At 64.7% G+C, this 12053-nt stretch carries 11 protein-coding genes and 2 pseudogenes; 7 read left to right on the top strand and 6 right to left on the bottom strand.

Going from position 1 to position 12053, the window contains the following annotated elements; all coding sequences use genetic code 11:
• Window positions 1-406: 406 nt before the first annotated feature.
• A complete protein-coding gene (locus JWS14_RS46280) occupies window positions 407-685 on the top strand; it encodes an alpha/beta hydrolase (protein WP_241031834.1) in 279 nt (92 codons plus the stop codon).
• 157 nt (window positions 686-842) lie between these two features.
• On the opposite strand, the gene JWS14_RS46275 is transcribed toward JWS14_RS46280, so the two are convergent.
• Window positions 843-1460, bottom strand: a complete 618-nt coding sequence (locus tag JWS14_RS46275) for a TetR/AcrR family transcriptional regulator (RefSeq protein ID WP_206016874.1) — start codon at window positions 1458-1460, stop codon at window positions 843-845.
• A gap of 390 nt (window positions 1461-1850) precedes the next feature.
• Here JWS14_RS46275 and JWS14_RS46270 point away from each other — a divergent pair, with 390 nt between their 5' ends.
• The 4 genes from JWS14_RS46270 to JWS14_RS50855 all read left to right on the top strand — a co-directional run bounded on the left by JWS14_RS46270 (window position 1851) and on the right by JWS14_RS50855 (window position 4533).
• Complete coding sequence (locus tag JWS14_RS46270; RefSeq protein ID WP_241031833.1) at window positions 1851-2654, top strand: MBL fold metallo-hydrolase; 804 nt, start codon at window positions 1851-1853, stop codon at window positions 2652-2654.
• Window positions 2651-2926, top strand: coding sequence for a hypothetical protein (locus tag JWS14_RS46265; RefSeq protein ID WP_206016872.1), 276 nt, complete (start codon window positions 2651-2653; stop codon window positions 2924-2926). Before JWS14_RS46270 ends, JWS14_RS46265 begins: the two co-directional genes overlap by 4 nt.
• 531 nt (window positions 2927-3457) lie before the next feature.
• Entirely contained in the window at window positions 3458-4201 is a 744-nt protein-coding gene (locus tag JWS14_RS50860) for an MFS transporter (RefSeq protein ID WP_241031832.1), read from the top strand.
• Between the two features lie 119 nt (window positions 4202-4320).
• Window positions 4321-4533, top strand: a complete 213-nt coding sequence (locus JWS14_RS50855) for a hypothetical protein (RefSeq protein ID WP_241031831.1) — start codon at window positions 4321-4323, stop codon at window positions 4531-4533.
• Between the two features lie 460 nt (window positions 4534-4993).
• Here the strand turns inward: JWS14_RS50855 and JWS14_RS46255 are convergent, their stop codons facing one another.
• The 5 genes from JWS14_RS46255 to JWS14_RS46235 all read right to left on the bottom strand — a co-directional run bounded on the left by JWS14_RS46255 (window position 4994) and on the right by JWS14_RS46235 (window position 9625).
• The gene (locus JWS14_RS46255) at window positions 4994-5437 is read right to left on the bottom strand and encodes a hypothetical protein (protein WP_241031830.1); all 444 of its coding nucleotides are present in this window, start codon (window positions 5435-5437) and stop codon (window positions 4994-4996) included.
• Window positions 5438-5518: 81 nt separating this feature from the next.
• Window positions 5519-5665: a hypothetical protein gene (locus JWS14_RS46250; protein WP_206016871.1), complete on the bottom strand. Its 147-nt coding sequence runs from the start codon at window positions 5663-5665 to the stop codon at window positions 5519-5521.
• A gap of 291 nt (window positions 5666-5956) precedes the next feature.
• A complete protein-coding gene (locus tag JWS14_RS46245) occupies window positions 5957-7435 on the bottom strand; it encodes an NAD-dependent succinate-semialdehyde dehydrogenase (protein ID WP_206016870.1) in 1479 nt (492 codons plus the stop codon).
• 8 nt (window positions 7436-7443) lie between these two features.
• A complete protein-coding gene (locus tag JWS14_RS46240; RefSeq protein ID WP_206016869.1) occupies window positions 7444-8559 on the bottom strand; it encodes an alcohol dehydrogenase catalytic domain-containing protein in 1116 nt (371 codons plus the stop codon).
• 139 nt (window positions 8560-8698) lie between these two features.
• The gene (locus tag JWS14_RS46235) at window positions 8699-9625 is read right to left on the bottom strand and encodes an MBL fold metallo-hydrolase (protein ID WP_206016868.1); all 927 of its coding nucleotides are present in this window, start codon (window positions 9623-9625) and stop codon (window positions 8699-8701) included.
• 306 nt (window positions 9626-9931) lie between these two features.
• On the opposite strand from JWS14_RS46235, the pseudogene JWS14_RS46230 reads away from it, so the two are divergent.
• Window positions 9932-10991: pseudogene (locus JWS14_RS46230) on the top strand (NAD(P)H-dependent flavin oxidoreductase).
• A pseudogene (locus tag JWS14_RS46225) lies at window positions 10924-11811 on the top strand (crotonase/enoyl-CoA hydratase family protein). The pseudogenes JWS14_RS46230 and JWS14_RS46225 overlap by 68 nt, the downstream one beginning before the upstream one ends.
• Window positions 11812-12053: the final 242 nt, after the last annotated feature.

Raw genomic sequence — 12053 nt, 5'->3', positions numbered from 1 at the left:
CCCGCACCAGAGATCTCGTGCAGCGCCGCCGCCGAACCCTGCAGTGTGGAGCCACCGTCTCGAGCTGCTGCGCGATCTGGGTGTCGCCCTGCCCGGCGGCGACCAGCGCTTGTGCTGACCCGCGCGGACGCCACCTTGTGCTGACCCGCACGGACGCCGCCTTGGGCTCCCTCGGTGACCAGCTGGGAGCCCTGTCGACCGCACTGCAAGCCGCCGACGCCCCACTACCACCCGCGGTGAGGCTCCGGCCACTGCCGCCGGCAGCCGATCGCCTGGCGCGAGCCCGAAGAGAGGCACCGGCGATGATCCCGGTGGTCACCGCGGATCCGACGGCGCCGGCAGTCCTGCCGACGCCCGATGCCTACGAGTTCTTCTCGCCTACGAGGGGACGGCGTGGCCCAACGAGGTGACGCTGCGCTCGACGGAGCTGGGCTACGAGGCAGGCGAGTTCCTAGAGTTCGTCGCTCCTACCCCGCTGCTCATGGTGATCGCCGAAAACGACGTCGTGATGCCGGGCGAGTGGGCCGATGAGGCGTACGAGACCGCGGCGGACCCCAAGCGTCTCGTCACGATCCCCGGCGGCCACTTCGACGCATACACCGGTCACAGCTTTGAGCTCTCGAAGGGCGCGGCGCGCGACTGGTTCCTTGAACACCTGGCGCAGAAGAAAGTCGCGTTGGCCTGAAGTCGAGGTCGAAGCGGGGCCAACACCAATAGCGACTCCGCTTCGCCAGTCGCTCGGTCGCGAAGCGTCGGTCGGACGCCAACTATCGAGTTTGTCGCTATCTGTTCAGAATCAAGGGGATTCGACGAAACGCAGCGGCACTGGCGTCCGTGCAACCTCAGGAGCGTAATTGAGACGAAGGCGTGGTTTCACCTGCCGGGACGGCAGCCATCGCGGCGTCGAGCAAGATCTCGGCCGCCGCACGGGCGCTCGCGGCGCCGGAGGAATCTCGGAACAGCACAGCGGACGCGGTGGCCCCGTCCAGCAATACGGTGAGCTGGATGGCGAGGCCTACCGGATCGGGAACGCCCATCTCGGCGGCGAGTTCAGCGAAGTACGCTCGCCCGGCGCCCTTGATTCGCTGCGCGATTTTCGTGACCTCATGGTCCGGGGACGCCATCTCGACGGTTGCATTGATGAACGGGCAGCCCCGGAAATCTCCCTTTTCGAGCCCTTCAAGGATGATGTCGAAGGTCATCAGGATCGCCTCGCGCGGCGAGGACGCACGTCGCCCGACCTCGTCGACGACGTCCTCGCGAACACGCTCGCCGCGACGCTCCAGGTAAGCCGCTGCCAGCCCGTCCTTCGAACCGAAGTTGCGGTAGAGCGTCATGATCGGCGTTCGCGCCTCTTCGAGCACCCGATTGATCCCAACAGCGCGGATGCCCTCCTTGAAGAAGAGGTCATCCGCGGCCGCCAGGAGACGATCACGCGGCGGGACTTTCTTTGCAGTCATGGACCTAGCATAGCGAGCACTATCTCACACTGTCACATGGTGAAGAGATGCGATTCGGGAGTCACGGCCCTCTGGCCGGACCCTCATATTCGGGCGGCCTGCAGGGCAGCCGCCAGACTGGCCTGTTCAGGCCCTTCTGCAAGATCCGGGTGGTCGAATATCTACTTAATACCTTGCCCCGAAGTATGATAGAAAGTACTCTCTCCACAGTCCTTCCGTCGGCCACATCGGGCCGCGCCAACGCTCTTCTACCCGCAAACCTGGAGGTACCACGTGTCCATCGATACTCACTCCGTCGGCGTCTGTTCGGAATCGACACCGGTTACACCGCCGATCCGCGCGACGGTCTACGTCGGTCGCTGGCCCGAGATCCCGACTCCTTTCCCCGGAATGGAGACCGGAACTTTCTCGCCCACCACCTCCACCATCGTGAGTGGCCCGACCGAGGCAGTTCTCATCGACGCCCAGTACCTCGAGGACGACGTCCGAGACCTCGGCGACCTCATCGAGCGCACGGGAAAGACCCTCACCACGATCTACGTCACGCATGCGCACCCCGACCACTATCTCGGCATCGGTCCCCTGATGAAGCGGTTCCCCGAGGCAAAGTGCGTCGCGCTGCCCCATGTCGTCGAGGCCATCAAGGAGACCAGGGACGAGTACGCTGAGCAGTGGAAGCTGATGTTCGGCGACTCCAGCGTTTCCGGCGACGCGCTCCCCGAACCGATCGCGGGCGACACATTCTACGTCGACGGCTCACCGCTGAAGATCATCGAGGTCAAGCAGGCCGACATCCACCCGACCACGATCGTCCACATCCCGTCGATCGATGCCGTCGTGGCCGGTGACGCCATCTACAACGAGATCCACCCGATGCTCGGCCTGGCGACGCCCGACGAGTGGCAGGACTGGCTCGACACCGTGAACCTGGTGGAGGAGCTCAACCCTCGGATTATCGTCGCCGGCCACCGCCGGCCCGACGGCGACGATTACGCGGTCGAGACGATGATCGCCCAGACCCGCGCCTACATCAAACAGTTCGCCGCCGCGTACGTCGACGCAAAAGACGCGCAAGAACTCATCGCGACCATGCAGGAGAAGTTCCCCTATCACGGCAATCTCTGGACGCTGTGGTTCTCGGCTTTCAATGCCATCGAGGCTCGTAACGCCTTCGGCGACAAGACAAATCGGTGAGTGACGAGCGAACCCGAATGATGGCGTTCGCGGAGCGGTGGTACCGCTTCGGCGGCGGGAATCACGAAGACATCATGGTGGAATTCGGGGTCACCGACGCGGTGTTCTTCGCCCGCCTGCGACAGCTTCTCGCGGGTTCACCGGAGTTGATGAACCACCCCATGGGTCAAGCCATTGACGATGTCGCGGCCGGCCGCCTCGCCGCCATCGACAGCAGCCACTCGCAGGGCGCGCAACCGATACATGGGAGGCCCGAATCGAAGTCGGCGTGACCCGCCGAACCGGCAATGCCAGACTTCGAACAAGGTCATCGACAAAGGATTTCGCGCTGTCACCCGTGACCTGCGCCTGAAGGCGAACCAGCTCGGAGCTCCCCCACCACGGTGGTCTCCGGGCTGGTTCGACGCCTTGATCGGTCTCGCACCGGAATCGCGGGGTTGGCGGCACAGGTTCGACCGTCACACGGCCAGCAGACCGAATTGCCGCCGGATACAGCGATCAGGACAGTCGAATACCCAAATTCAGACGCGCTCGAAAGTGAGAAATGAACTAATGACCGATCAGCATGTTCTACCCGCCGGAGACGAGACGGCGAGACGAAGAACACTGCGGAAAGGACTCTTGGCCGCGTCGGCGGGAACGATAGTCGAATATTACGACTTCACGGTCTACGCGTATCTCGCGGTGGTGGTAGCTCCGCTGTTCTTCCCTGGAAGCGACCCGACCGCCGCCCTGCTGGCCAGTCTGGCGGTCTTTGCGTCGGCTTATCTCATGCGTCCGCTCGGGGGATATTCTTCGGTCGCGTGGGTGACCGGAGCGGACGAAAGATGGTACTGCTCCTGTCCGTGTTGCTCATGGGCTTCTCGAGCCTCCTCATGGCATTCCTTCCAACATATGAGACGGCTGGAATCGTCGCACCCATCCTGCTCGTGATTGCCCGACTCGCACAGGGTTTCTCGGCCGGCAGCGAGTTCGGTGGTGCCCTGACCTTCGCATACGAGATTGCCGGGCCGAAACGGCGAGGACTGGCGTCGTCTTCCGTTTTTCTGGGCACCACAGGCGGTTTCGCGCTGGCGGCCATCTGTGTCGGTGCGGTGTCGAGCCTCCTGTCCGAGGCACAGATGACTTCCTGGGGGTGGCGAGTTCCGTTCTTGGTGGGCGTTCCCCTTCTCGTGATATGCCTCTGGACCAGAAGTAAGGTTGCCGATACCCCCGAGCATGATAAATCCGTGCAGGATGGCTCGGTGGAGAATTCCCCTCTCCGGACGTTGTTGAGGACGCAATCTTCTTCGATCCTCCGCGGCATCGGACTCTCGAGCCCCGCCAGCGCCTGCCTATACATGGTGTTCACCTACATTGGCATCCATCTCGTCAAGCAGAATGATCTGAGTGGCACCGACGTTGCGTGGATCTCCGCCGGCGTGATCGGGTGCATTACGCTCTTGATGCCGTTATACGGGATGATCATCGATCGTTTCGGGGCACTCAGGTCTTATACCTGCGGAACAGCAACATGCACGGTTTTGATTTCCCGGTTCTTTAGCTAACTGCGACAGGCTGCCGAACGATTGCGATCGGCTCGTTCTTGGTATTCGGATTGGCGATGGCCGTAGTGCCCGTAGCATGCGCGGCTTTCCTACCCTCCCTGTTCGACTCGCGTACGCGCGTGACCGGTGTCGCTATGGGAAACAACTTTGCAATAGTCTTGACCGGCGGAACAGCAGCTTATGTGTCCACGTGGCTGATCCGGGAAACCGGTAGCGCGGTATCACCGGGATTCTTCGTCACGGTGGCGTGCCTCATCGGCCTCTGCGCACTGCTCTCGATCAAGAGGGCCGCAAACTCCACCGGAAAATACGAGCACACGCTGAGGCTATGAGGCGTCAGTTCCAATCACCGGTTGATATCGACCCCGTGACCGGCGAACGTCGCCGCGGGGAATGGGTGGGCGCACGACTACAGCCGCGCCGGAGCGAAAGAAGGATTCGGCGCGGGGCGAAGGTCTGATCGCTGTCCGCCTTGGGTCCGGTCGTGCTGCAGGCCCCCAACCGCGTCGACCGCCGTTCAGATAGGACATCCGGTCGACGAGTTCCTGGGGTCCTACATCGTCTGGCTGGCGAGGGGGACAGCCAACGGCTGGTCGAGCACGGTCAGCGGGCTGCGTCGAGCGTGGCACCAACTGTGTCGAGGAGCTCGTTCCAGGAGGCGATGAGCTTGGCGACGCCTTTCGCGTTGCCGCCTCCGCGAGCATCAAACATGCAGACGCGCCTGTGCCGCTACTTTCACCACTGACCAAAGATCCGGCGAACTGCTTGGTGGAGTTGATTTTTGCTTGCGGCCTAGCAAATGTCGTCGAGCAGGGTCCGCAGCAGCGCCTCGAGGAACGAAATTTTCTGAGACTTGGTGGAGTTTTCAGACCCGAACAGGTCGTTGAGGCGGTCGAGCTCCTGCCGGAAGGTGACCATCGTCGGGTTACGCTTTCCTCCTGAGCTGGCCGCTGTCCCACCCGAAAGCCCGACTCCGGCGCCGAGGCCGATGCCACTCTTGCCCTGGTCGACCTGCTTGACGCGCTGCAGGACCACGTCGGACAAGTCAATTGGTGCGGTGTAGTTGTCAGGCTGGATGACCGTGTCGAGATGGCGCAGGTAGATCTGCTTCTTCTTCAACTCCGGATCGTCGTAGTCGGCGATGTAGGAGATGAAGGAAGCCTCGCGTTGATTGAAAAGTGGAGCGACGCGATCTGTTCTGGAGCATTCTCTATGAAACAGTCTTGGAAGATTCACCTTCGGGAGCCGAAGTCGGCCGCAGCGGCTTCCCGCCAGACCGCGAAACGGTCGGCATCTCGGTCCGTCATTCGAGTGCTGTCAGCCGATGCCGGCCGAGCCGGAAATGCGGTGAACGCGGAGTTTTTCGATCCGGTTGTTCAAATACTTCGAGTGGCGATGATTGAGGCATGCGATCATCTCGCGGTGTGTGACCTGGTGACTGCCGAGTTTGTCGGTGACGATCACCCCGCACGTACCCCGAACCCTTTTGAGCAGCTTGCGAAAGAACATCCTGTCGTCGTCGTCGAAACTCCCAAGCTCGGGTCGTTCGCGATTCATGAGATGTGTGCCGCATCGCCCGCTGGTTCCATGAGGGCGGGGGCTGACCGCCGAGGAGGTAGCCCGGCAATACAGTGAGTACGCCTCGAGCATGGTCGGCGCCAAACGGGCGTCGGCTACTCGCCGCGGTCGAGCACGGAAGGCGGCCGCCGCACGCTGACCGGTTCGATGGCGACCGGCTTCCGATGTCGCACCTGGTCAGGCGTAGGGGTCTGCGAGCCCGACGTATCGGATGTCGAGGTATTCGTCGATTCCTTCGAAGCCGCCTTCGCGGCCGAGACCCGACTGTTTGACTCCGCCGAAGGGTGCGGCCGGGTTGGACACGACGCCGACGTTGATTCCCAGCATCCCGGATTCGAGTTCCTCGCTCATGCGGAGGGTGCGCGCGGTATCGCGGGTGTAAACGTAGGCGACGAGTCCGTATTCGGTGTCGTTGGCGACCTGGACGGCGTGCTCCTCGTCCCGGAAGGTCGTGATCGGGGCCACGGGTCCGAAGACCTCTTCGCGGAGGATGCGCGCATCGGTGGTGACGCCGGTCAGCACCGTCGGGGAGTAGAAGTAGCCGTCGCCCGGCACCGGCCGACCGCCGGTGACGATCGCGGCGCCGTGTGCGACGGCGTCCTGGACCAGGGCGTGAACCTTGATCCGGGACTCCTCGTCGATCAGCGGGCCGAGCTGGGAGTCCGCCTCGATACCGGGTCCGACGACCAGGCGTGCCATCTTGTCGGCGAGCTTGGTCGCGAACTCGTCCGCGACGGTTTCGTGCACGAGGAACCGATTCGCCGCCGTGCAGGCTTCCCCCATGTTGCGCAGCTTGGCGATCATGGCGCCGTCGACGGCTGCGTCGATGTCGGCGTCGGCGAACACGAGGAAGGGCGCGTTGCCGCCGAGCTCCATGGAGGTCCGCAGCACCTGCTGTGCCGAGTCCGCGAGCAGCCGCCGGCCGACTTCGGTCGATCCGGTGAACGAGAGCTTTCGCAGCCGGGGGTCGGCGATGAGCGGGCCGGTGACCGCTCCGGCGCGCGAGGTAGGGATGACGTTCAGCACGCCGGCCGGCAGCCCGACCTCTTCGAGGACCTGCGCGAACAGCAGGGTGGTCAGGGGCGTGAGCGTGGCGGGTTTGACCACCATGGTGCAGCCGGCGGCGATCGCGGGGGCGATCTTGCGGGTCGCCATGGCCAGCGGGAAGTTCCACGGTGTGATGAACAGGCAGGGGCCTACGGGCCGTTTGTGGACCAGCAGCCGGGTCTTCCCGTCCGGTGCCGCCGCGTATCGGCCCGACACGCGGACGGCCTCTTCGGAGAACCACCGGAGGAACTCGGCGCCGTAGGTCACCTCGCCGCGCGCCTCGGCGAGCGGTTTGCCCATTTCCAGGGTCATCAGCATCGCGAAGTCGTCGGATCGGGCGATGACGGCGTCGAACGCTGCGCGCAGTAGTTCGGCGCGCTCGCGGGGAGCTGTTCGTGCCCATGCCTTCTGGGCGGTGGCCGCGGCGTCGAGGGCGGCGGCTCCGTCGGCGACGGTGGCGTCGGCTACGACGGCGAGCTCCCGACCGGTCGCCGGATCGTGCACCGGGAACGTGTTCCCCGAGTCGGAGGGACGCCACTGCCCGCCGATGAACAGTCCGGTCGGGACCGCTTCGAGTAGCGCCTGCTGGGGTGTCTGGGTAGTGGTCAAGTGCTTCCTCACTTCTCGTCGTCGAAGATGATGACTTGCCGGATGGCGTTGCCGTCGGCGAGTTGGTCCATGGCGGAGTTGATGTCCGACAGTGCGATTCGGGACGAGATCAACTTCTCGACCGGGAGTTTTCCGTCGCGCCACAGCTGCGCGTACACCGGGATATCGCGGGCCGGTACCGCGGAGCCGAGGTAGCTGCCGATGATGGTCCGCGCGCCGGCCACCAGAGCAAGCGGCGAGATCGAAGAGCGGGCGTCCGGGGCCGGAAGCCCGACGGTGACGGTGGTGCCGCCGGGGGCGGTGGCCGCGACGGCGGTCTCGAAGGCGCGCGGGTGCCCTGCCGCCTCGATGACGATCGGCGCCTGAATGTTCAGCTCGGCGACATCTTGGGGAGTGTAGGTCGCGGACGCACCGAACTTTGTTGCCTGGGTGAGCTTGTCGGGATTCGAGTCGACACCGATCACCTCGCCCTCCCCGAGGGATAACGCGGTGATCAGCGCCGCCATGCCGACACCACCGAGCCCGACGACCATGACCGCTTGGCCCGGGGTCGGGCGACCGGCGTTGATGACCGCGCCGCCACCGGTGAGGACGGCGCACCCGAGTACGGCGGCGATGTCGGGTGGGACGTCGTCCCCGACGGGTACGACCGAATGCTGGTCGACGACGGCGTGCGTGGCGAACCCGGAGACGCCGAGGTGATGTTTGATGTCAGTATCGTCGCGGTGCAGGCGGATACCACCGCCGAGGAGGGTGCCCGCGTTGTTCGCTGCGCTGCCCGGGGAGCAGGGCAGTTTGCCGTCGGTTCGGCATTCGCCGCAGTTGTTGCAGCGAGGCAGGAAGGCCATGACGACGCGCTGCCCGACGACCAACTCGGATACACCGTCGCCGAGCTGTTCGACCCGGCCTGCCGCCTCGTGGCCGAGCAGCATCGGGATCGGCCGCGGACGGTTACCGTCGACGACGGACAGGTCGGAATGGCAAATTCCGGCCGCTTCGATCCGGACGAGGACCTCGCCGGGTCCCGGCGGATCGAGTTCGAGCTCGGTGATCGAGAGCGGTGTGGAGTCCGCGTACGGCCGTGGACGGCCGCTCGCCTCGAGAACGGCTCCGCGAATTTTCATCGTGTGTGTGTTTCCCTTCTGCGGCGTCTCGCAGCACTGGCTGCGGACCGCTCTAACGACAACGCGGATGCGGAATGAACGGGACTATTCGGCGACGACTGCTTTTGGACGGTGCAGCCGGTCAGGAGAGCATGATTCGTCACGGGACGAGGTCGGCCGCGGAGCTCTGCGCGTCGCGAAGCGCGATGACACTTATGGCGGAGAACTCGAGCGACCAAAGATTGCCGTGGTGCGGGTACTTGGCCGACATGGCGTCGATGAGGTCTTCAGCGCCCTTCGCGGTCTCGTAGGCGGCCGCGAAGTCCTGGATGTAGGCGCGGGTCTGCGCGATCATCGTCTCGACCGCGTAATCGTCGCCGTCGGGCCGGCGGTGGCCGGCCACGATCATCCGAGGGTTGAGCTTCTCTACGAGGTCCACGGTCTCGAGCCAGTCCTGCCACTCCTCGGGCGTCGCCAGGCCGAGCATCGGGTGGATCTCGTTGTAGATGGCGTCACCGGCCACCACGACATCGATCGACGGGATGTGCACGATCGAGGTCGGGTGGATGTCGGCCTGCTTGACCTCGATGATCTTCAGCGGTGAGCCGTCGACGTAGAACGTGTCGGCCTCGATCGGGTCGGGGAGCGCATCGCTGACGACGCAGGCGTCGCCGAACAGCATCGCCCACTGCTGACGGTGTTCCTCCATGTTTTCCTTCATGGCCTCGACGACATGGGGCAGCGCGACACACTTCGCCTCCGGGAACCGCTCCATCAGGGGACCGATGCCCATGTAGTGATCGGCGTGCGCATGCGTGACGTAGATCGTGGTGAGTGTCTTCCCGGTGCGTTCGATCAGGTCTCCGAGATCCCGGACGTCGTCCTTCAGGTACTGGGCGTCGATGAGAACTGCCTCGGTCGGGCCACTCACGATGGTGGAGGTGGTCGGCGAGAAAGTCCCGGTGGGCATTTCGGGCCAGTTGTGCGGGACCTGGGGCCAGCGGCCGACGTAGGAAGTCGCGCGGATCGGCGGCGCAGCCGGCGACGATTCTGAGCCTGCGCTAAGTGAGTGAGCGTCGATGGTCACGTAGTACCTCCAGGGTTGCGGGTTGGCCAGCGCTTCTTTGCGGGGCATGGGGGCGGCGACAGTCCACTTGGAGAGAGTAGTCTCTATCACAGAGCAGGGCAAGAGCGTGGAGCGACTGCCCGATCCATCAATCGGACCACCTTTTACGTCAATTGCGCGGTCGGTTCCAGCGTGTCTCGCAAACCCTTCCCGCACTGCACCTCTCGATGTATCGAATTCTCGGGTGGCCCGCCGGGTGGGCTGATCAGTTCTTTGGCATGAAAACGCACGTGCCCGGCCGGGCTCGTCACCAGCGAAAGGACGCGGATGCTTTCGACACGGTTCACCGAGAGTTTGGGATCGAGCACCCCATCGTGTGCGGTGGGATGAACGCCGTCGGCACCGCCGACCTGATCGCGCCGGTGGCCAACGCGGGAGCCCTCGGGTTCCTCTCGGCGCTCACCCAGGCGACTCCCGAAGCCCTGGCCAAGGAGATCGAGCGATGCCGGTCCATGACCGACCGCCCGTTCGGCGTCAACCTCGCGATCCTTCCGATGCTCACCCCCGCGCCCTACGACGAGTACCGGGAAGCGATCATCGACTGCGGCGTCACCATCGTCGAGACGGCCGGGTCCAATCCGGCCGAGCATGTCGCAGCGTTCAAGAAGGCGGGCATCAAGGTCATGCACAAGGCCGTGGCCGTGCGGTACGCCCTGAAGGCCCAAGGGCTCGGCGTCGACGCGATCAGCATCGACGGCTTCGAGTGCGCCGGCCACCCGGGGAGCGACGACATCCCCGGGCTCGTTCTCATCCCCGCAGCCGCGCGCAAGGTTCGGATCCCCCTGGTCGCCAGCGACGGCTTCGCCACCGGCAGCGGCCTTGTCGCCGCCTTCGCCTGGGCGCATCCGCGGTCAACATGGGCGCCCGCTTCGTTGCCTCCACCGAAGCCCCCGTCCACCAGAACGTCAAGGACCAGATAGTCGCCAACGACGAGCGACCGACCCAACTGGTGTTCCGTGAGTTCAACAACACCGCCCGGGTGGCCCGCAACACTGTCTCGGAGAAAATCGCCCGTCGCTCCGCCGTACCCGGCGCCACCTTCGTCGACGTGGCAGACCTCGCGTCAGGTGCACGTGGACGTGATCGCGTACTCACCCACGGAGACATGCACGACGGCATGTGGTGGGCCGGGCAAGCCCAGGGTCTCATCGACTCTGTCCAGAGATGCCAGGGCATCATCGACGAGCCGATGGCATCGTCGCCGGCCTCGGCCGCTCCTTTTCGGCAGTCGGCTCGACTGCATCCCAGGCGGTCTGACCATGGGCTTCCAGACAATCCGGCACGACGTCAGCGATGGCATCCTGACGATCACCCTGAACCGACCTGACCACCTCAACGCCTTCACGGTCACGATGGCCGAGGAACTCGAGCACTCGTTCCGCGCCGTCAACGATGACGACTCCATCCGCGCCGTGATCGTCACTGGAGCGGGTCGTGCGTTCTGCGCCGGCATGAACCTCAGCCGCGAGGGCAACGTGTTCGGCCTCGACGAGCAACGCACGCCAGGCCTGGGTGACATGGACGACCTCGACGATCCGGCCATCGCCGCGGTCCGCGACACCGGGGACGCTGCACACTGGCGATCCACGACTGCCGCAAACCCGTGATCGCCGCCTTCAACGGTGCAGCCGTGGACATCGGCGCCACGATAACACTGGCGATGGACCACCGCCTGATGTCCACGTCCGTCCGCATCGGGCTCGTCTTCGGCCGCATCGGCATCGTGCCGGAGGCCTGCTCGACGTGGTACCTACCCCGGCTGGTGGGCCCGTCAGCGGCGCTCGATCTGGTTCTGCGGGCCGACATCCTCGGCGCCGAAGCCGCGCTGGCGGTCGGACTCGTCGACGAAAATCCACCCCGGCGAGGACCTGCTGACCCAGGCAGTCGCGGTCGCGGACTCCTGGACCCGGGACCGTTCCCCCGTCGCCGTGGCCCTGAGCCTGCAAATGGTGCGACGCAACGCCACCCTGACGCACCCGAGCCAGGCGCACCAAATCGACTCACTCGCCATGTTCTGGACCAGCGTCGGCGACGGCAAGGAAGGCGTCGCCGCCTTCCTCGAGAAACGAAAACCCGACTTCCACTTCCACGGGCGCGCCTCCACAATGCCCGACTTCTACAACGACTGGATCGCCGACCAACCCTGACCCCCGAACGCCCGCGACACCGAACTGACACTCCCACGCGTCCGCATGGGTGGCGTGATGATCGAGGATCGGCGCGGACAACGAGGTCCCTAGATCATCGAAAAGGTCTGCACCCAAGACACGGTGGCAGGTTCATCGCCTGATGACTCACCGGTGAACCTCCGATTCTCGACATGTGAGCACACCCGGTCCGCGCCGGGCGCGCACCACCCTTCCCGCACGACTTCGTCCGGTACGGCCCT

The organism is Rhodococcus koreensis (assembly GCF_017068375.1).
Lineage (GTDB): Bacteria > Actinomycetota > Actinomycetes > Mycobacteriales > Mycobacteriaceae > Rhodococcus_F > Rhodococcus_F koreensis.
Note: the sequence above shows the minus strand (reverse complement) of the source record. Positions and strands in the feature narration are given on the sequence as shown.

Excerpts from the sequence above, each read along its gene's own strand:
- JWS14_RS46270 (WP_241031833.1), top strand. The coding sequence starts at position 1,851 with ATGGAGACCGGAACTTTCTCGCCCACCACCTCCACCATCGTGAGTGGC.
- JWS14_RS46275 (WP_206016874.1), bottom strand. The coding sequence starts at position 1,460 with ATGACTGCAAAGAAAGTCCCGCCGCGTGATCGTCTCCTGGCGGCCGCG.
- JWS14_RS46240 (WP_206016869.1), bottom strand. The coding sequence starts at position 8,559 with ATGAAAATTCGCGGAGCCGTTCTCGAGGCGAGCGGCCGTCCACGGCCG.